This window comes from Variovorax sp. LjRoot290, from assembly GCF_964253985.1.
Lineage (GTDB): Bacteria > Pseudomonadota > Gammaproteobacteria > Burkholderiales > Burkholderiaceae_C > Variovorax.
Map to the genome: position 1 here is coordinate 1,925,349 of NZ_CAXURW020000001.1, position 19,410 is coordinate 1,944,758.

The window sequence follows — 19,410 nt, forward strand, 5'->3', positions numbered from 1 at the left end:
GCGTGGATGGGCGATGAATAGGAGTTTCCCGCCGGGAGCCGGCGGAATGGATGGGCGGTGAGCGAGTCCCTGCCGGGACCCGGGTCGGCGCGGAGGCCGAGGACTTCACCAAAGCGGTGCTTCGTTACACCGTGCCTTCCCTTACGCAAGATGCGTGCCTGCCGCGAGAGGCTCGCTTCGCCTATGCTGCGCTCGCCCCCCTCGTTCGCGATCCAACTTCCATGATTCGACTCTTGCTCGTCTTGCCTGACTCCGATGCCGAGGTGCTGAGCCAAGTGCTGGCGGGCGCGGATGCCGCCGCCATCGGCTTCAGCACCTGCGACACGATGGTGCAGGAGGCCGCCATGCTCGCACCGCAACAGGTGCTGATCCACAGGCCCGCATCGATCCCTGACCTGCAGGCCGCCCTGCATACCTGGGCTGGCGCTCCGCCGCATCCGGTCGTGGTGATCAGCGAGCCGCTGTCGCCAGAAGTGCATGAGGCGCTCGTCGAGCTGGGCGTGCACGCCTGGTCGTGCGCCGAAACCCTGGATGCACAGAGCCTGCGCGCCGTGCTGGCGCGCGCGCAGGCGCGCTGGCAACGCGAGGCTGCGCTGCGCGACACGCTGGCGCGCTCGCTCGCCCATCTCGACGAGCGCAAGTGGGTGGACCGCGCCAAGGGGCTCCTGATGTCGGCGCGCGGCATCGGCGAGGACGCCGCGTTCGGCATGCTGCGCGGTGCAGCGATGCACGCCAACCTGCGGGTCGGTGAACTCTCGCGTTCGGTGGTCGAGGCGGCCCAGTGGGCCGAGGCGATCAACCGTGCCGGGCAGTTGCGCATGCTCTCGCAGCGGCTGGTGCGCCTGGCGGCGCAGGCGCTCGCGGATGTGGATGCGCGGCGCAGCCGCAGCCTGCGCGCGCAGTCGGTCGAGCGGGTCAAGGACAACCTCGATCACCTGGCTTCCCTCCCGCTGGATTCGACCTCGATGCAGGCGCTGGCGGCCGTGCGCTCGGCATGGGATGCCATGGATGCGGCGCTGTCCTCGCGGCTGTCCGCGGCCTCGCTGACCGCCATCGACGCCAGCGGCGAAGACCTGCTGGTCGCGGCCGAGGCGCTCACCGACGTGCTCGAATCCTCCGCGGGCCGCAGGGCCTTGCGCATCGTCAATCTCTGCGGGCGGCAGCGCATGCGCGCCCAGCGCCTGGCCAAGGACGCGCTGCTCGCCGCGATGCTGCCCGAGGGCGCGTGGAGCGCGCGCCTCGCGCCCACCATGGACACTTTCGAGGCCTCGCTGCTGGAGCTGGAGCGCGCGCCGCTGAGCTCGCCCGAGATCCGCGACGCGCTCCATGGCGCCCGCGACGAATGGCTGCGGCTGGTGCGCGGCGTGCGCCATGCCGACCGGGCCGAGGGGCGCGCCGATCTGGTGCGCGCCAGCGAGGTGCTGGCCGATACCTTCGACCGGCTCACCGCCTCGTACGAACACAGCCTGCAGGTCATCATGTCCTGAGCCTGTGTTCGGCCTGCTCGCTCAGGCCGCGACCTTCTCCACGTGCGCCTGGCGCGTGTAGAGAAAGTCGATTACGGCCTTGCGGGCGTGCACGTAGACGGGGTCTTCCGCGAGCTCGACGCGGTTGCGCGGGCGCGGGATGTCGACTGCCAGCACCTCGCCGATGGTGGCGGCCGGGCCGTTGGTGAGCATGACGATGCGGTCCGACAGGAGCACCGCCTCGTCGACGTCGTGCGTGACCATCACCACCGTGCTGTGCGTCTTCTGCACGATGGCCAGCAGCTCGTCCTGCAACTTGGCGCGCGTCAGCGCGTCGAGGGCGCCGAAGGGCTCGTCCATCAGCAGCACCTTGGGTTCCATCGAGAGGGCGCGCGCAATGCCCACGCGCTGTTTCATGCCGCCGGAGATTTCGCCGGGGCGCTTCTGCGCGGCCGGCGTGAGGCCGACCAGCGCGAGCGCCGCTTCGGTGCGCGCCCTGAGCTGCGCCTTGTTCTCGGTCGAAGCGAACACGCGCTCGACGGCGAGGTAGACGTTCTCGTAGCAGGTGAGCCAGGGCAGCAGCGAATGGTTCTGGAACACCACCGCGCGCTCGGGCCCCGGGCCCTTGATCTCGCGGTTGGCGCACAGCAGCACGCCCTGCGTGGGCGTGGTGAGGCCGGCGATCAGGTTCAGCAGCGTGGACTTGCCGCAGCCCGAATGCCCGATCAGCGTGATGAACTCGCCCTTGGCCACCTGCAGGTTGATGTCGCGCAACGCGAGGAAGCTGCCCTTGGGCGTCTTGAAGCGCTGTTCGACGTCGTGGATTTCGATGTACTTCATGATGGACCGATCGTCCTGAGCTTGTCGAAGGGTCATGCCTTCACCTCTTCGAACGTGAATGCGGTGGCGATCCGGATCAGCGCGAACTCGAGCACGAGCCCGACCATGCCGATGACGAAGATCGCGATGATGATGTTGGCGACGTTGAGGTTGTTCCACTCGTCCCAGACCCAGAAGCCGATGCCGACGCCGCCGGTCAGCATCTCGGCCGCCACGATCACCAGCCAGGCGGTGCCGACCGCGAGGCGCACGCCGGTCAGCATGTAGGGCAGCACGGCGGGGAACAGGATCTTGGTGAGGATCTTCCACTCGGAAAGATTGAGCACGCGCGCCACATTCATGTAGTCGCTGGGCACGCGCTGCACGCCCACCGCGGTGTTGATGATCATGGGCCAGATCGAGCAGATGAAGATGGTCCAGATCGCGGCCGGGTTGGCGCCCTTGAAGACCAGGAGGCCGATCGGCAGCCAGGCCAGCGGCGACACCGGTCGCAGCAGGCTGATCAGCGGATTGAACATGCGCGAGAGGAACTCGAAGCGACCGATCGCGAAGCCGGCCGGGATGCCGACCGCGGCGGCCAGCCCGAAGCCGAGCGCCACGCGCTGGAGCGACGAGAGCACGTTCCAGCCCACGCCCTGGTCGTTGGGGCCCTTGCTGTAGAAGGGATCGCTGAACACGGTCAGCGCCTGTTGCCAGACGGCGGCCGGCGACGGGAAGCCGGTGGTGCTTTTCAGCGCCACGAGTTCCCAGATCAGGACCAGCAACGCAAAGCCAAGGATCGGCGGCAGCACGCGCAGCCAGATCCAGCTGAAGTCGCGCGGGGCGCGGGGCGTGGTCTCTTCCTGCGCGGGCTCTGCAGGCGGGACGGAGGCGGCCGCGGACTTCCTGGCGGCTGCCGGCGTGGCGAGCTGCCCCTGGGCAGCCTCGAGCGGGGAGTGAAAGACGGCACTGACCATGGCGGGCTCCTCAGGCATTGACCTTGAACGACTCGGCGTACTTCTTCGGATCCTTGCCGTCCCACACCACGCCGTCGATCAGCTTGCTGCTGCGCATCGTGTCCTTGGGAACGGAGGTCTTGGTCGCGGCTGCAGCTTGCTTGTAGATGTCGATGCGGTTGATCTCCGTGGCCACCTTGAGGTAGTCCGGATGCTCCTTCAGCAGGCCCCAGCGCTTGTGCTGCGTGAGGAACCACATGCCGTCGGAGAGGTAGGGGAAGGTCGCCGCGCCGTCGTTGTAGAACTTCATGTGGTTCGGGTCGTCCCAGTTCTTGCCCAGGCCGTTGGTGTAGCGGCCCAGGATGCGCTGGTTGATGGCGTCCACGCTGGTGTTGACGTAGCTCTTGTCGGCGATGGTTTCGGCCATCTTGTTCTTGTTCTGCAGACCGGCGTCGATCCACTTCCCGGCTTCGAGAATCGCGGCCGTCACGGCGCGCGCCGTGTTGGGGTATTTCTTGACGAAGTCGCCGGTGGTGCCGAGCACCTTCTCGGGATGGTCCTTCCAGATGTCCTGCGTGGTGACGGCCGTGATGCCGATGCCGTCCATGATCGCGCGCTGGCCCCAGGGCTCGCCGACGCAGTAGCCGTCCATGTTGCCCACGCGCATGTTGGCAACCATCTGCGGCGGCGGCACGGTGATGACCTTGGCATCCTTCAACGGGTTGACGCCGTTGGCGGCCAGCCAGTAATAGAGCCACATCGCGTGGGTGCCGGTCGGGAAGGTGTGGGCGAAGGTGTATTCGCCTTTCTCCTTCGCCATCACCTTGGCCAGCGAGGCGCCGTCGACCGCGCCCTTGTCGGCCAGTTTCTTCGACAGCGTGATCGCCTGGCCGTTGTTGTTGAGGGTCATCAGGATGGCCATGTCCTTCTTCGGCCCGGCGGTGCCGAGGTGCACGCCGTAGATCAGGCCGTAGAGCACGTGGGCGAAGTCGAGCTCGCCATTGACCAGCTTGTCGCGCACACCGGCCCAGCTGGCTTCCTTGCTCGGCACGATCTTCACGCCGTACTTCTTGTCGATGCCGAGCACCGAGGCCATGACGACGCTGGCGCAGTCGGTCAGCGGGATGAAGCCGATCTTGACTTCCTCCTTTTCTGGCTTGTCCGAGCCTTGGGCCCAGACGGCTGCGCGCAGGGCGGGGTCGAGCCCGACCGCGCCGATGGCGGCGGCTTGCAGCACGCGGCGGCGATTCAACTTCGGTTTCAGCAAATCGGTCATGGGGCGAGCTCCGGAATGAAGAAAAGACAAAAAGCACAAAACAAAAAAGGCGTCCCGACCACGCACGGGCCGCTCGATAACGAGCCCTTGCGGGATGGGGACGCCTTTGTCCGGTTCGGTGGGTCGCACCCGCCGTTGGATGCCACCTGCCTGAAGACCCTTGCAGGTCTATGCAGGTTTGTTAAGCAAACTGCGTGCCAGCAGTTCAGAGGGGTGGTTTGCTATCAAATCGATAGCCTCCGAAGTCCGCGTCGTGAGGCAAGAGGCGCCGAATCCCTTGAACTGCGATCGAAGCACAGTTGTTGTGCAGCGCACCAATTCAGGTGCGAGGCGCCCGGGACGCCGGCTCGCCGGGCAGGTATTCGGCCATCGAGAGCACCGATTCGGCGACGTCGACCAGCCTGCGGTTCTGGCTCATGGCTGTCTGGCGCAGCATCTTGTGCGCCTCCTCCTCGCTGAGGCGGCGGTGTGCCATCAGCAGGCCCTTGGCGCGTTCGACCAGCTTGCGCTCGTTCAGGGCCGCGCGCACGGTGTCGAGTTCGTCGCTCATCGCCTGCAGCCGGTGCGACTGCTCCTGCACCATCTCCAGAATCGATCGCTCGAGCTGCCGGCCATAGGGCGTGGCTGAACCCATGGTTTGCGGGTGGCCCGGCGCGTCTGCAGCGGGCTGCTCGTCGAAGAAGACTGCCGCCGGTGTACCCGCCTCGCGCGCCAGCTTGGCCAGCAGCGCGTCATGGGCCTGCAGCTCGGCCCGGGCCTGGCTCGTTTTCTGTTCGCAGATCCGGCGCAGGTCGGCGGCCAGGCGCTCTTCGATCGATTGCATGGCGTCGATGCGCCGGCTGCAGCAGTCGAACCAGGTCTGGCTCAGTTCGGTATCGAGTGCCACGCCGGCGGGTGCCGCGCAGGCGATGCGGCGCAGCCGTTCCTGCTCCGCCAATTGGGCGGAGGATTGACTGCTGCGCCAGAGCTCGGCGATGCGCGCGCCCGAGAACTCGGCGAAGACCTGGAAGCAGCGCTCCTGCGATTCGATCAGATGCAGCCATTGCTGCTGGCGCGCGCTGTCGTTGTGGCCCGAGGCGAAGGCCGCGGCGCCGCAGGCGCGCTCCTGGCCGGCGAACTCCTTGCCCTGCATGAAATTGAACATGGCCACCAGCTGGCGAGAGATTTCCGGGTCGGTGGCGCCGTCCGCGGCCTCGAACACGACTGCGAGCAGCCCTGCGATCAGCTTGACGAAGGCGGCCGTCGCCTCAGCCGGGCTGAGCTCCAAGGCGCCGACGCGACGGCGCAGCTCGGGCAGGCCCTCGAGGCCCGGCAGCACCCAGGCGATGCGGCTGAACAGGCGCGCACCGTTGCCGATGCGGCCCGCGTCGGCCTCGAGCTGATCGAACGAAGCGCGCACCGCCTCTTCCACGCGCAGGCATTCGGCGATCTGCTCGCTGCGCTGCGAGACGAAACGGTGGCCACGCGACGCCAGCAGCACGTTCGAGATGCCGCGTTCGCGCTGCAGCGCATGGACCAGGCGGCCGATCGTGCCGACCAGCGCGCTGGTGCGGGCGAGCTGCTCCAGCGCGTCGATTTCGCAGCGCAGGGCGGCCATCAGAAAGCTCAGTCCGGATTTCATCGTGGGGCGGCATGGCTGAAGAGCCATCCTAAGGACATGCAGCAACATCCGTGCCCCGACATCGTGCGCACCCTACACTCGTCGCATGTTTGTATTGGGAATCGAATCGTCCTGCGACGAGACCGGCGTGGCCCTGGTCGAATCCGGCGCGAGCGGCTTGCCGCGCCTGGCCGCGCACGCGCTCCACAGCCAGATCGCGATGCATCAGGCCTATGGCGGCGTGGTGCCCGAGCTGGCCAGCCGCGACCACATCCGGCGCGTGCTGCCCCTGGCGCAGACGGTGTTGTCCGAGGCCGCCCGCTCCCTGCCCGAGATCGACGTCGTCGCCTACACGCGCGGGCCGGGGCTGGCCGGCGCGCTGCTGGTGGGCGCCGGCGTGGCCTGTGCACTGGGCGCGGCGCTTGGCAAGCCGGTGCTGGGCGTGCATCACCTGGAAGGCCACCTGCTGTCGCCCTTTCTCAGTGCCGATCCGCCCGAGTTCCCCTTCGTCGCGCTGCTGGTCTCGGGCGGTCACACGCAACTGATGCGGGTCGACGGCGTGGGGCGCTACGAGCTGCTCGGCGAGACCATCGACGACGCAGCAGGCGAAGCCTTCGACAAGAGCGCCAAGCTGATGGGCCTGCCCTATCCTGGCGGCCCCTGGCTCGCCAAGCTGGCGGAGGAGGGCGACGCCGCGGCCTTCAAGCTGCCGCGGCCCCTGCTGCACAGCGGCGACCTCGACTTCTCCTTTGCCGGCTTGAAGACGGCGGTGCTGACGCAGGCCAGGAAACTCGGCGGCGAGCTCGAAGCGCGCAAGGCCGATCTGGCCGCCTCGACCCAGGCCGCGATCGTCGACGTGCTGCTGAAGAAATCACTGGCCGCCATCGAGCAGACCGGGCTGGACCGGCTGGTGGTGGCCGGGGGCGTGGGTGCCAACCGGGCTTTGCGCGAACAGCTCAATGCGGCATGCGCGAAGCGCGGCGTGCGCGTGCACTACCCCGAGCTGCACCTGTGCACCGACAACGGCGCCATGATCGCGATGGCCGCCGCGATGCGCCTGCAGGCCGGCCTGGGGCAGGCGAGCGAGCGCTATGCCTTCGACGTCAAGCCGCGATGGCCACTGGCTTCGCTCTGCGCGCCGGAGCCGGAGTTCGGGTAGTCGCGCCTTTCTTGCCGTGCGAGGGCAGCGGCAGCACCTCGAGCACCTTGCGCCAGAGTTGCGACCACTGCGGCCAGTCGTGGCCGCCTTCGGTCGTGAACACGCGCCCGGCAGGCAAGGCCTCCGCCAGCAGGCGGTGATTGGCGGCGAAGCGGTCGGCGAGGCCGAAACCCAGGTACAGCGGCGGCAGGCCCTTGGCGGGCTTGGAGGCCGCGTACTGCTGAAGCCAGGGCCAGAGCTTGCGATCGACCTCCTGGTCCGGCGGCGGGCCTTCGGGCGCCTTCCAGGCGCGCAGGCCGCCGGCCTTGTGGATCTCGGCGCCGACCGGCCGCCGTCCGAGGTAGGGCGCCAGCGCCACGATGCCGTCGACGGCGCCGGGCTTGGCCAGTTCGTGGATCAGGGCGCCGAAACCGCCGATCGAGATGCCCACCAGCCAGATCGACTTGTAACCCGTCGCACGCTGCGGCCGGAGGATGTCGTGATGCAGCCGCTCGATGAAGGTCTGGTCGTAGTAGTACGACACGTCGGCGTCGACGAGCAGGGCGTCGGCCGCCAGATCCCGCTCCCTGACCGCGCTGATGAAGCCTTCGCGCTCGAACTCTTCAGGCTTCAGGAACGCGCCCGGCAGGAACACCAGCAAGGTGTCCGACCGTGAATCGTCGTGAGCAAGTTTCAAGTGCGTTTTCATGGCGCTTCGTCGAGCGCCCGAGACTTCTTTCTGCTGCCCGCAGTCAAGGTATCGAACGCCAATTAGGAGGAAAGCATTTGAAAAAAACGCCACAAATGTGACGTTCTCTGTACTTATTTTGAGTTCAGAAATGAATCAGGTCGGCAACAAAAAGTTACCGGCCCGATTACCTTCTTGCGTCTTCCAAGCTTCTGAAACAATTTCGTATCAGTTGATGGCGAGCTGGGCGGCGTTGCTGACGGGGACCAGCTTGCCCAATTTCAGAGTCAGTACGCCATTCTCGAGCTTGGCTTCGCTGGTGGCGACCTCGATGTCCTGCGGCAGTTCATAAGCGGCCTTGAATTGGCGTTTTGCATCTGCCTTGCTTTCGATGCGAACCACGGCACCTTCGATGCCGATCGTCAGGTCTTCGCGCGAGAAGCCCGGAACGTCCATCGTCAGCGTCCAGGTCTTTTCGTCCTGTTCGACATTGAGCGAGCGGCGCGCGGCGGAAAAGGCATCGTTCACGAAGCGCTCGAGGCGCTGGTCATAGGCGCGCGGCACGAAGCGGGCGGTGCGAATTGCGGGTGCAAAAAACATGATGGGAACTCCTGAATGAACACAATGGGGACAAGAATGTGTGTCCCTTACACTGCGCGGCGTTTCAAACAACACAAGTGCCGCTTGCCACCTCATCTAGGCGCGGCGGGAGGCGTTTCAAGATGAGTTTTTCCAGCTTTATTTGGCGCCGCAAGGCCTTGAAATTCGCCGCTATGGCGCTATGCGCGGCGGCGCTAGCGCCGGTGTATGCGCAGCCCGCGCCGCCGCCGATCCGGCTCGCGCTGATCGAGAGCATGAGCGGGCCCTTCGCCAACACCGGCGAAGCGGTGTTCCGCAACCTGCTGTGGGCCGTGGAGCGCGTGAATGCGCGCGGCGGCGTCAAGCTGCCCGGCGGCGCCCGCTTTCTGCAGCTGGACCGCTATGACAGCAAGGGCCAGAACGAGGAGGCGCTGTCGGCGCTGCGCGCGGCCATGGACGACGGCGCGCGCATCGTGCTGCAAGGGAATTCGTCGGCTACGGCGGCCGCACTGGTGGACGCCATCGAGAAGAACAACGAGCGCGACCCGTCGCGCCGCGTGCTGTTCCTCAACTACTCGGCGGTCGATCCGGTGCTCACCAACGAGCGCTGCAGCTTCTGGCACTTTCGCTTCGACGCGCATGCCGACATGCGCGTGACGGCGCTGATGGACGTGCTGAAGAACGACGCAGCGCTCAAGCGCGTCTACCTGATCGGGCAGGACTACAGCTTCGGCCAGGCCGTGCTGCGCGAATCGAAGCGGCAGCTCGGCGCGCTCCGGCCGGATGTGCAGATCGTCGGCGACGAGTTGCATCCGATGGGCCGCGTGAAGGACTTCGCGCCCTACGCCAGCAAGATCCTCGCGAGCGGCGCGCAGGCCGTGATCACCGGCAACTGGGGCAACGACCTCACGCTGCTGGTGAAGGCGGCGCGCGAGGCGGGTTTCAACGGCAGCTTCTACACCTTCTACGGCAACGCGCTCGGTGCGCCGGCGGCCATCGGCGATGCCGGCATCGGCCGCGTGGTCGCTGTGGCGGATTGGTTGCCGAACGTGCAGACGCGAGAGTCCGAAGCCTTCTACCGCGCCTTTCGCGAGCGCTTCCCCAAACCGGCCGAGGATTACGTGCACATGCGCATGCAGTTGCTGGTCGAGTCGCTGGCCCAGGCGGTCGAACGCGCCGGCAGCGTCGACACCGTGGCCGTGGCGCGCGCGCTCGAAAAGGCCGAGGTCACGCTGGCGGGCCAGAGCGGCCGCATGCGCGCCGCCGATCACCAGTTCCAGCAGGCCCTGGTGGTCGGCGTGATGGACAAGCAGGGCACGCCCGGCGTGAAGTTCGACGTCGAAGGCTCCGGCTACGGCTTCCGCGTCGTGAGGACAATCCCTGCAGAACGGGCCGAGATGCCCACCAGCTGCAAGATGCAGCGCTCCTGAATTTCCAAGGAACAGACACGATGCGCCAAGCCATCCACAACCTCGAAGCCTCCAAGATCCGTGAGGTCGCCAACGCCGGCCTGGGCCGCAGCGACGTGCTGGCCTTCTGGTTCGGCGAGAGCGACGAAGTGACGCCCGAGGTGATCCGCCAGGCGGCGATCGATTCGCTGCAACAAGGAGAAACCTTCTATACCCACAACCTGGGCCTGCCGGAACTGCGCGAGGCCGTTGCGCAGTACATGAGCGGGCTGCATCCGGCGATCGAGGCCTCGCGCATCGCCATCACCTCGGGCGGCGTCAATGCGCTGATGCTGGCGGTGCAGGCGCTGGTCGATGCGGGCGACGAAGTGGTCGCGGTCACGCCCGTGTGGCCCAACCTGACGGCGCAGCCCGCGATCCTCGGTGCGCGCGTGCGTTCCGTGCCGCTGGTGCCGAAGGCAGGGCAATGGACGCTCGACCTCGACGCGCTGCGCACCACGGTCACGCCGGCGACGAAGCTGCTCATCGTCAACGCGCCGAACAACCCGACCGGCTGGACCCTTGCGAGCGCGGAGCAGCAGGCGATCCTCGACCACTGCCGTCAGACCGGCACATGGATCCTGGCCGACGAGGTCTACGAGCGGCTCTATTTCGACGCCACGCCGAAGGGATGCGCGCCCAGCTTTCTGGACATCTCGACGCCGGACGACCGGCTCGTCGTCGCGCACAGCTTTTCCAAGAGTTTCCTCATGACCGGTTGGCGCCTCGGCTGGCTGGTGCTGCCGCCGGTGCTGATGGACGGCATGGGCAAGCTGATCGAATTCAACACTTCCTGCGCGAGCGTGTTCACCCAGCGCGCCGGCATCGCTGCGCTGGCGCACAGCCAGGAGATCACGCCGCGCGTGGTCGCGCACCTCAAGGCCTGCCGCGACACGCTGGTGCCCTTGCTCGCCGACATCCCGGGCGTCCAGGTGGCGCCCGCGCGCGGCGGCATGTACGCATTTTTCAAGCTCGAAGGCTTCGACGATTCGCTGGCGCTGGCCAAGCGCCTGGTGGCCGAGGCCGGGCTCGGGCTTGCGCCGGGGAGCGCTTTCGCACCCGAGGCGCAGGGCTGGCTGCGCTGGTGCTTTGCCTCGAAGGATCCGCAACGCCTGGTGCAGGGCGTCGAGCGGCTCAAGACCTGGCTGGCAGCCCGATAGTCGTTCGGGTTTTCATGCCAGGGATGCCACCGATCCGGCTTTGCCGGTCGGTCGGCATCGCCCCCGGTAGGGGGAAGGCGCGCGCGACACGAAGTGCGCGAAGCCCGGGGGCGGGTTATAATCCCAAGGCTTTGCATGCCGCAAGGCGCACGGCGGGTGCAGTTCCAGCGCCCGCCGCAAGTCAAACATTCCGGAACAGGAAAATCATCAAATGATCGCAGCCTCCATCAAGGCGGAAGTTGTCAAGGACAACGCCCGCGCCGCCAACGACACCGGCAGCCCCGAAGTGCAAGTCGCACTGCTGACCGCCCGCATCAACGAACTCACCCCGCACTTCAAGACGCACGCCAAGGACCACCATGGCCGCCGCGGCCTGCTGCGCATGGTGAGCCGCCGCCGCAAGCTGTTGGACTACCTCAAGTCCAAGGACGCCGACCGCTACACCGCGCTGATCGCCAAGCTGGGTCTGCGCAAGTAGGGCCGAATCGCATGCAAGAACGCCTGGGTTAGTCCGCTAGCTCAGGCGTTTTTTACTTCGGAGCCGCCAAAACAGAGCGAAGCTGTGTCATTCCAACGAAGTTCTCGCCGAATTTCTCTGGAATGGCATCGTGTTCTGGAAAGCGCTCCGGCCCCGCGGGGTCTGTGATCACCACAGGCAAACCCGCTAATCAAAACAGGAGCTAAACATGAGTCTCTTCAACAAAGTCACCAAGACCTTCCAGTGGGGCGGCAAGACCGTCGTTCTGGAAACCGGCGAAATCGCCCGCCAGGCCAGCGGCGCCGTGATCGTGGACATCGAAGGCACCGTCGTGCTGGCCACCGTCGTCGCTTCCAAGGCAGCCAAGCCGGGCCAGGATTTCTTCCCGCTGACCGTCGACTACATCGAGAAGACCTATGCCGCCGGCAAGATCCCCGGTAGCTTCTTCAAGCGCGAAGCCAAGCCCAGCGAACTCGAGACGCTGACCTCGCGCCTGATCGACCGGCCGATCCGCCCGCTGTTCCCCGAGGGCTTTTTGAACGAAGTGCACGTGGTGATCCACACGCTGTCGCTCAATCCCGAAGTCGACGCCGACATCGCCGCCATGATCGGCACGAGCGCCGCGCTGTCGATCTCCGGCATTCCCTTCAGCGGCCCGATCGGCGCCGCGCGCGTGGGCTATATCAACGGTCAGTACGTGCTGAATCCGGGGCAGACCGAGCGCAAGGATTCGCAGATGGACCTGGTCGTCGCCGGCACCGAAGCGGCCGTGCTGATGGTCGAGTCCGAAGCCCTGCAGCTGAGCGAGGAAATCATGCTCGGCGGCGTGGTGTTCGGCCATGAGCAGGCCAACATCGCGATCAATGCGATCCACGAACTCGTGCGCGACGCCGGCAAGCCGGTGTGGGACTGGCAGCCGCCGGCCGAGGACGAAGCCTTCGTCGCCAAGGTCAAGGGTCTGGCCGAAGAGAAGCTGCGCGCCGTCTACCAGATCCGCAGCAAGCAGGCTCGTACGCAAGCCCTGCGCGAGGCCAATGCCAGCGTGATGGATGCGCTGAAGGAAAGCGGCGAGCCCTTCGACGCCGGCAAGGTCAACGACCTCCTGTTCGCGATCGAATCGAAGATCGTGCGCAGCCAGATTCTCTCGGGCGAGCCGCGCATCGACGGCCGCGACACGCGCACCGTGCGTCCCATCGAGATCCGCAACGGCGTGCTGCCGCGCACCCACGGCTCGGCCCTGTTCACGCGAGGCGAAACCCAGGCGCTGGTCGTGACCACGCTCGGCACCGAGCGCGACGCGCAGCGCATCGACGCGCTGGCCGGCGAGTACGAAGACCGCTTCCTGTTCCACTACAACATGCCTCCCTTCGCCACCGGTGAAGTGGGCCGCATGGGCTCGACCAAGCGCCGCGAAGTCGGCCACGGCCGTCTGGCCAAGCGCGCCCTCGTGGCCTGCCTGCCGACCAAGGAAGAGTTCCCCTACACGATCCGCGTCGTGTCGGAAATCACCGAGTCGAACGGCTCCTCGTCGATGGCTTCGGTCTGCGGCGGCTGCCTCTCGATGATGGACGCCGGCGTACCGATGAAGGCGCACGTGGCCGGCATCGCGATGGGCCTGATCAAGGAAGACAACCGCTTCGCCGTGCTGACCGACATCCTGGGCGACGAGGACCACCTGGGCGACATGGACTTCAAGGTGGCCGGCACGACCAACGGCATTACCGCGCTGCAGATGGACATCAAGATCCAGGGCATCACCAAGGAAATCATGCAGGTCGCCTTGGCGCAGGCCAAGGAAGCGCGCATGCACATCCTGGGCAAGATGCAGGAAGCGATGGGCGAGGCCAAGGCCGAAGTCTCGAGCTTCGCGCCGCGCCTGTTCACGATGAAAATCAACCCCGAGAAGATCCGCGACGTGATCGGCAAGGGCGGCTCGGTGATCCGCGCGCTGACCGAAGAGACCGGCACGCAGATCAACATCGACGAAGACGGCACCATCACCATCGCTTCGACCGACCCGGCCAAGGCCGAAGCGGCCAAGAAGCGCATCGAGCAGATCACGGCGGAAGTCGAGATCGGCAAGACCTACGAAGGCCCGGTCACCAAGATCCTCGACTTCGGCGCACTCATCAACCTGCTGCCCGGCAAGGACGGCCTGCTGCACATCAGCCAGATCGCGCACGAACGCGTCGAGAAGGTGACCGACTACCTGAGCGAAGGCCAGATCGTGAAGGTCAAGGTGCTCGAGACCGACGAGAAGGGCCGCGTCAAGCTGTCCATGAAGGCGCTCACCGAGCGTCCGGCCGGCATGGAGTTCAGCGAGCGTCCGCCGCGCGAAGACCGCGGCGAGCGTCGCGAGCGTGGCGATCGCCCGCCGCGTGCCGAGCGTGCACCGCGCTTCGACAACGCCGAACGCGGCGAGCAAGCTGGCGAGCAGGCGGTGGCGGTCGAACAGGACCCGCGGCCGCAAGAGCCCAACGGCGGCGACCGCCAGCCCTGAGAGGCGAGGGCGGTGACGCCTTTGCCGTCATTTCACCGTGCGTCTGCCCGCCAGGGCGGGCGCTGCAGCGGAGAAAAGCATGAAAGCCATTGAAATCACTTCGTACGGCGCCCCCGAGGTGCTGCGCGTGGCCGAGCGTCCCGCGCCGGTCGCGGGCGCGGGCGAGTTGCTGATTCGCGTGGCCGCGAGCGGCGTGAACCGCCCCGACGTGCTCCAGCGCACCGGCAACTACCCGGTGCCGCCGGGCGCTTCGGATTTGCCGGGGCTCGAGGTCGCGGGCGAGATCGTTTCGGGCGATGCCGCCGCGATGCGCGAGGCTGGCTTCGCCGTCGGCGATCGCGTCTGCGCGTTGATCGCGGGCGGCGGCTATGCAGAACTCTGCGTGGCGCCCGTGGCCCAGTGCCTGCCGGTGCCCAAGGGCTGGAGCGATGCCGAGGCGGCTTCGCTGCCAGAGACCCTCTTCACCGTGTGGAGCAATGTGTTCGATCGGGCCCGATTGCAAAAGGGCGAGACTCTGCTGATCCAGGGCGGCTCGAGCGGCATCGGCGTCACGGCCGTCCAGCTCGGCAAGGCCTTCGGCGCGACGGTGATCGTGACGGCCGGCAGCGACGACAAGTGCGAAGCCTGCAGGAAGCTCGGCGCCGACCATGCGATCAACTACAAGACGTCCGATTTTGTCGAAGAGGTCAAGCTCCTCACCGGCGGCAAGGGCGTTGACGTGGTGCTCGACATGGTGGCCGGCGCCTACGTGCCGCGCGAGATCGAATGCATGGCCGAGGACGGCCGGCTCGTGATCATCGCAGTGCAGGGTGGCACAAAGAGCGAATTCAATGCGGGCCTGGTGTTGCGCAGGCGGCTCACGATCACCGGTTCGACTCTGCGCCCGCGGCCGGTGGCATTCAAGGGTGCGATCGCGAAGGCCTTGCGCGAAAAAGTCTGGCCGCTGCTCGAAAGCGGCGCCGTCAAGCCCGTGATCCACAGCACCTTCGCCGCACGGGGCGAGCCCAGCGGCGCGGCGCAAGCCCACGTCCTGATGGAATCGAACCAGCACATCGGCAAGATCGTGCTGACCTGGTGAACAAGACAGACATGACGACAAAGAAAAAGCTCATCGCCGGCAACTGGAAGATGAACGGCAGCCTCGCGGCCAACGAGGCGCTGGTGAAGTCTCTGCTGCAGGGCGTCGGCACGCCTTCGTGCGACATCGCGGTGTGCGTTCCGACGCCGTACCTGGCGCAGGTGCAGGCGCTCGTCGCCGGATCGCCGATCGCGCTGGGCGCGCAGGACGTGTCGGCGCAGCCGCAAGGCGCATTCACCGGCGAGCAATCGGCGGCCATGCTGAAGGACTTCGGCGTGCGCTATGCGATCGTGGGCCACTCGGAGCGCCGCCAGTACCACGGCGAGACGGACGAACTGGTGGCGGCCAAGACCGCCGCTGCGCTCGCGAACGGCATCGCGCCCATCGTCTGTGTCGGCGAAACGCTGGCAGAGCGCGAGGCAGGGCACACCGAAGAGGTCGTGAAGCGTCAGCTCGCGGCGGTGATCCATGTCAATGGCCACTGCATCAGCGAGATCGTCGTGGCCTACGAGCCTGTCTGGGCCATCGGCACCGGCAAGACCGCGACGCCCGAGCAGGCGCAGGCCGTGCACGCGCTGCTGCGCGCGCAACTGCATCACGCGGCGAGCGAACACGCGGCAGGCATCCGCATCCTTTACGGCGGCAGCATGAACGCCGCCAATGCAGCCGAACTGCTGGCCCAGGCCGACATCGACGGCGGCCTGATCGGCGGCGCTTCCCTGAAGGCGCCCGACTTTTTGCAGATCATTGCTGCGGCACGCTGAGACCAGCGCAGCCGCGAACGAATTTAGGAGTTAGAACGAATGAACGTGGTCCTCAATATCCTGGTGGGTGTACAGATGCTCACCGCACTCGCGATGATCGGCCTGATCCTGATCCAGCACGGCAAGGGTGCCGACATGGGTGCGGCCTTCGGCAGCGGCAGTGCGGGCAGCCTGTTCGGCGCCAGCGGCAGCGCGAACTTTCTTTCGCGCACCACCGGCGTTCTCGCCGCCGTGTTCTTCGCATGCACCTTGCTGCTCGCCTATTTCAGCCATGCACGGCCGACGGGCGGCGGCAGCCTGCTCGAGCGCGCCACGATCGGCGCGCCGGCGCCGGCGCCTGCCCCCGCACCTTCGGGCCCGGCATCGCAGATTCCTTCCGGCAACGCACCTGCTGCGGCACCGGGCACGAATGCACCGGCTTCGGCGCCTGCTGCACCGGCTTCGGGCGCTGCGCAGATCCCGACCAAGTGATCCTGTCGTTTTCGATGCGGTCACCGAGCGAAAACGACTTCATTTCAGGGTAAACTCTAAAGCTGTCCGGAAAGCCAAAACCCTATCGGGTTCCTCATGCCATCCGGACACACAAAACCGCGGTCGTGGTGAAATTGGTAGACACGCTATCTTGAGGGGGTAGTGGCGAAAGCTGTGCGAGTTCGAGTCTCGCCGACCGCACCAAATCTCGCCGACAGGAAGCTTCATCTTCCTGTCGGCGTCAAGCGGTAAAAGACCCCGATGAACCTCGATTCCTACCTTCCCGTCCTGTTGTTCATCCTGGTCGGAGTCGGTGTCGGCGTCGCACCGCAGGTTCTCGGTTACATCCTCGGCCCCAATCGGCCCGACGCTCAAAAGAACGCGCCCTACGAATGCGGCTTCGAGGCCTTCGAAGACGCGCGCATGAAGTTCGACGTGCGCTACTACCTCGTGGCGATTCTCTTCATTCTTTTCGACCTCGAAATCGCCTTTCTCTTCCCGTGGGCGATCGCGCTCAAGGAAATCGGTCCGGTCGGTTTCTGGGCCATGATGATTTTTCTCGCCATCCTCGTCGTGGGCTTCGTCTACGAGTGGAAAAAGGGCGCGCTCGACTGGGAATGAACAATGGCCATTGAAGGCGTCATGAAGGAAGGCTTCGTCACCACCACCTACGACTCGGTGGTGAACTGGGCCAAGACCGGATCACTGTGGCCGATGACCTTCGGCCTCGCATGCTGTGCGGTGGAAATGATGCACGCGGGTGCCGCGCGCTACGACATCGACCGCTTCGGCATGCTGTTCCGCCCGAGCCCGCGCCAGTCCGATCTGATGATCGTGGCCGGCACGCTGTGCAACAAGATGGCGCCGGCGCTGCGCAAGGTCTACGACCAGATGCCCGAGCCCCGCTGGGTGCTGTCGATGGGCTCGTGCGCCAACGGCGGCGGCTACTACCATTACAGCTACTCGGTCGTGCGCGGCTGCGACCGCATCGTGCCGGTCGACGTCTATGTGCCGGGCTGCCCGCCGACCGCCGAGGCGCTGCTCTACGGAATCATCCAGCTCCAGCAGAAGATTCGCCGCACCAACACGATCGCGCGTGCCTGAGAAGCGAGAGACGATGACCGACTTTGCTATTTCTCCCGAGGCACTGCAGACCCAGATCGCCGAAACGCTTGGCGCCAAGGCCAAGAGCGTCACCCTCGCGCTCGGCGAAGTGACGGTGGTGGTCGGCGCGGCCGACTATCTGGAAGCCGCGACCCTGCTGCGCGACGCGCCCGGCTGCCGCTTCGAGCAGCTGATCGATCTCTGCGGCCTGGACTACTCCGACTACCGCGAAGGCGAGTGGGAGGGCGAGCGCTTCTGCGTGGTGACGCACCTGCTTTCCGTGAGCCTCAACCAGCGCGTGCGCCTCAAGGTGTTCGTGCCCAACGAAGATCTGCCGGTGATCGATTCGCTGACCGGCATCTGGAACGCCGCCGGCTGGTTCGAGCGCGAAGCCTTCGACCTCTACGGCATCGTGTTCGAAGGCCATGACGACCTGCGCCGCATCCTGACCGACTACGGCTTCATCGGCCACCCGTTCCGCAAGGACTTCCCGGTCTCGGGTCATGTCGAGATGCGCTACGACGCGGAGCAGAAGCGCGTCATCTACCAGCCGGTCTCGATAGAGCCGCGCGAGATCACGCCGCGCGTGATTCGCGAAGACAACTACGGCGGATTGCACTGAGACCGACATGGCCGAAATCAAGAACTACACGCTGAACTTCGGACCCCAGCACCCCGCGGCGCACGGCGTGCTGCGCCTGGTGCTCGAGCTCGACGGTGAAGTCATCCAGCGCGCCGATCCGCACATCGGGCTCCTGCACCGCGCGACCGAGAAGCTCGCCGAGACACGCACCTACATCCAGTCGCTGCCCTACATGGACCGGCTCGACTACGTCTCGATGATGAGCAACGAGCACGCGTACTGCCTCGCGATCGAGCGGCTCATGGGCCTCGACGTACCCATCCGCGCGCAGTACATCCGCGTGATGTTCGACGAGATCACGCGCCTCTTGAACCACCTTCTGTGGCTGGGTGCGCACGGCCTGGACTGCGGTGCGATGAACATGCTCATCTACTGCTTCCGCGAGCGCGAAGACCTGTTCGACATGTACGAGGCGGTGTCGGGTGCGCGCATGCACGCGGCCTACTATCGGCCGGGCGGCGTCTACCGCGACCTGCCGGACGCGATGCCGCAGTACAAGGTCAGCAAGATCAAGAATGCGAAGGCGATCGAGCGCCTCAACCAGAACCGCCAGGGTTCGCTGCTGGACTTCATCGACGACTTCTGCAAGCGCTTCCCGAAGATGGTCGACGAGTACGAGACGCTGCTCACCGACAACCGCATCTGGAAGCAGCGCACTGTTGGCATCGGCGTGGTAACGCCTGAGCGCGCGCTGAATCTCGGCTTCACCGGCCCGATGCTGCGCGGCTCGGGCGTCGAATGGGATCTGCGCAAGAAGCAGCCCTACGAGGTCTACGACCGCATGGATTTCGACGTGCCGGTGGGCAAGACCGGCGACTGTTACGACCGCTATCTCGTGCGCGTCGAGGAAATGCGTCAGGCCAACCGCATCATCCAGCAGTGCTCGGCCTGGCTGCGCGTCAACCCGGGCCCGGTGATCACCGACAACCACAAGGTCGCGGCGCCGGCGCGCGAGTCGATGAAGGCGAACATGGAGGAACTGATCCACCATTTCAAGCTCTTCACCGAAGGCTTTCACGTGCCCGAAGGCGAGGCCTATGCCGCCGTCGAGCATCCCAAGGGCGAGTTCGGCATCTATCTCGTGAGCGATGGCGCCAACAAGCCCTACCGTCTGAAGATCCGCGCTCCGGGCTTCCCGCATCTGGCGGCGCTCGACGAGATGTCGCGCGGCCACATGATTGCCGACGCAGTCGCGGTGATTGGCACCATGGACATCGTGTTCGGCGAGATCGACAGGTGAGC

Annotated in this window: 19 protein-coding genes and 1 tRNA gene; 14 read left to right on the forward strand and 6 right to left on the reverse strand. The window is 66.1% G+C overall.

The features are described 5' to 3' along the window. Positions 1-221 precede the first annotated feature (221 nt). On the forward strand, positions 222-1,487 hold the full coding sequence (locus tag ACSQ9A_RS09795; protein WP_436303513.1) for a type IV pili methyl-accepting chemotaxis transducer N-terminal domain-containing protein: 1,266 nt from the start codon (positions 222-224) through the stop codon (positions 1,485-1,487). Between the two features lie 21 nt (positions 1,488-1,508). Here the strand turns inward: ACSQ9A_RS09795 and ACSQ9A_RS09800 are convergent, their stop codons facing one another. The 4 genes from ACSQ9A_RS09800 to ACSQ9A_RS09815 form a co-directional block, all read right to left on the reverse strand. Then, on the reverse strand, positions 1,509-2,342 hold the full coding sequence (locus ACSQ9A_RS09800) for an ABC transporter ATP-binding protein (RefSeq protein ID WP_244503705.1): 834 nt from the start codon (positions 2,340-2,342) through the stop codon (positions 1,509-1,511). Further along, complete coding sequence (gene ntrB / locus ACSQ9A_RS09805; protein ID WP_436303514.1) at positions 2,339-3,262, reverse strand: nitrate ABC transporter permease; 924 nt, start codon at positions 3,260-3,262, stop codon at positions 2,339-2,341. The genes ACSQ9A_RS09800 and ntrB overlap by 4 nt, the downstream gene beginning before the upstream one ends. A 10-nt stretch (positions 3,263-3,272) precedes the next feature. Continuing rightward, positions 3,273-4,517 (reverse strand): CmpA/NrtA family ABC transporter substrate-binding protein, encoded by a 1,245-nt coding sequence (locus tag ACSQ9A_RS09810; RefSeq protein WP_093102409.1) that lies wholly within the window; start codon positions 4,515-4,517, stop codon positions 3,273-3,275. Between the two features lie 319 nt (positions 4,518-4,836). Beyond that, positions 4,837-6,138, reverse strand: coding sequence for a nitrate- and nitrite sensing domain-containing protein (locus tag ACSQ9A_RS09815; protein WP_436303515.1), 1,302 nt, complete (start codon positions 6,136-6,138; stop codon positions 4,837-4,839). A gap of 85 nt (positions 6,139-6,223) precedes the next feature. Here ACSQ9A_RS09815 and tsaD point away from each other — a divergent pair, with 85 nt between their 5' ends. Continuing rightward, positions 6,224-7,276, forward strand: coding sequence for a tRNA (adenosine(37)-N6)-threonylcarbamoyltransferase complex transferase subunit TsaD (gene tsaD / locus ACSQ9A_RS09820; protein ID WP_436303516.1), 1,053 nt, complete (start codon positions 6,224-6,226; stop codon positions 7,274-7,276). On the opposite strand, the gene ACSQ9A_RS09825 is transcribed toward tsaD, so the two are convergent. Further along, on the reverse strand, positions 7,221-7,952 hold the full coding sequence (locus ACSQ9A_RS09825; RefSeq protein ID WP_436290629.1) for an alpha/beta hydrolase: 732 nt from the start codon (positions 7,950-7,952) through the stop codon (positions 7,221-7,223). The genes tsaD and ACSQ9A_RS09825 overlap by 56 nt on opposite strands. Before the next feature lie 219 nt (positions 7,953-8,171). After that, on the reverse strand, positions 8,172-8,543 hold the full coding sequence (locus ACSQ9A_RS09830) for an Hsp20/alpha crystallin family protein (RefSeq protein ID WP_436303517.1): 372 nt from the start codon (positions 8,541-8,543) through the stop codon (positions 8,172-8,174). A 122-nt stretch (positions 8,544-8,665) separates the two neighbouring features. Here ACSQ9A_RS09830 and ACSQ9A_RS09835 point away from each other — a divergent pair, with 122 nt between their 5' ends. From ACSQ9A_RS09835 to ACSQ9A_RS09890, 12 genes are all read left to right on the forward strand, one after another. Next, positions 8,666-9,952, forward strand: coding sequence for a branched-chain amino acid ABC transporter substrate-binding protein (locus tag ACSQ9A_RS09835; RefSeq protein ID WP_436303518.1), 1,287 nt, complete (start codon positions 8,666-8,668; stop codon positions 9,950-9,952). Between the two features lie 20 nt (positions 9,953-9,972). Further along, positions 9,973-11,130, forward strand: a complete 1,158-nt coding sequence (locus ACSQ9A_RS09840; RefSeq protein ID WP_436303519.1) for a pyridoxal phosphate-dependent aminotransferase — start codon at positions 9,973-9,975, stop codon at positions 11,128-11,130. A gap of 211 nt (positions 11,131-11,341) precedes the next feature. Beyond that, complete coding sequence (gene rpsO, locus ACSQ9A_RS09845) at positions 11,342-11,608, forward strand: 30S ribosomal protein S15 (RefSeq protein ID WP_007837783.1); 267 nt, start codon at positions 11,342-11,344, stop codon at positions 11,606-11,608. Between the two features lie 208 nt (positions 11,609-11,816). Next, on the forward strand, positions 11,817-14,108 hold the full coding sequence (gene pnp, locus ACSQ9A_RS09850; protein ID WP_436303520.1) for a polyribonucleotide nucleotidyltransferase: 2,292 nt from the start codon (positions 11,817-11,819) through the stop codon (positions 14,106-14,108). Between the two features lie 79 nt (positions 14,109-14,187). Beyond that, the gene (locus tag ACSQ9A_RS09855; protein WP_436303521.1) at positions 14,188-15,186 is read left to right on the forward strand and encodes an NAD(P)H-quinone oxidoreductase; all 999 of its coding nucleotides are present in this window, start codon (positions 14,188-14,190) and stop codon (positions 15,184-15,186) included. An 11-nt stretch (positions 15,187-15,197) separates the two neighbouring features. After that, entirely contained in the window at positions 15,198-15,950 is a 753-nt protein-coding gene (gene tpiA / locus ACSQ9A_RS09860) for a triose-phosphate isomerase (protein ID WP_436303522.1), read from the forward strand. A 39-nt stretch (positions 15,951-15,989) separates the two neighbouring features. Then, positions 15,990-16,421 carry a preprotein translocase subunit SecG gene (secG, locus tag ACSQ9A_RS09865; protein ID WP_093102422.1) on the forward strand — a complete coding sequence of 144 codons (432 nt, stop codon included), beginning with the start codon at positions 15,990-15,992 and terminating at the stop codon, positions 16,419-16,421. Positions 16,422-16,540: 119 nt separating this feature from the next. Next, positions 16,541-16,625, forward strand: a tRNA-Leu gene (locus ACSQ9A_RS09870). Positions 16,626-16,682: 57 nt separating this feature from the next. Continuing rightward, on the forward strand, positions 16,683-17,042 hold the full coding sequence (locus tag ACSQ9A_RS09875; protein ID WP_093102424.1) for an NADH-quinone oxidoreductase subunit A: 360 nt from the start codon (positions 16,683-16,685) through the stop codon (positions 17,040-17,042). A gap of 3 nt (positions 17,043-17,045) precedes the next feature. Beyond that, entirely contained in the window at positions 17,046-17,525 is a 480-nt protein-coding gene (locus ACSQ9A_RS09880; RefSeq protein ID WP_021008163.1) for a NuoB/complex I 20 kDa subunit family protein, read from the forward strand. A 13-nt stretch (positions 17,526-17,538) separates the two neighbouring features. Further along, positions 17,539-18,147 (forward strand): NADH-quinone oxidoreductase subunit C, encoded by a 609-nt coding sequence (locus ACSQ9A_RS09885; RefSeq protein ID WP_093102425.1) that lies wholly within the window; start codon positions 17,539-17,541, stop codon positions 18,145-18,147. 7 nt (positions 18,148-18,154) lie between these two features. Continuing rightward, a complete protein-coding gene (locus tag ACSQ9A_RS09890) occupies positions 18,155-19,408 on the forward strand; it encodes an NADH-quinone oxidoreductase subunit D (RefSeq protein ID WP_093102427.1) in 1,254 nt (417 codons plus the stop codon). Positions 19,409-19,410: the final 2 nt, after the last annotated feature.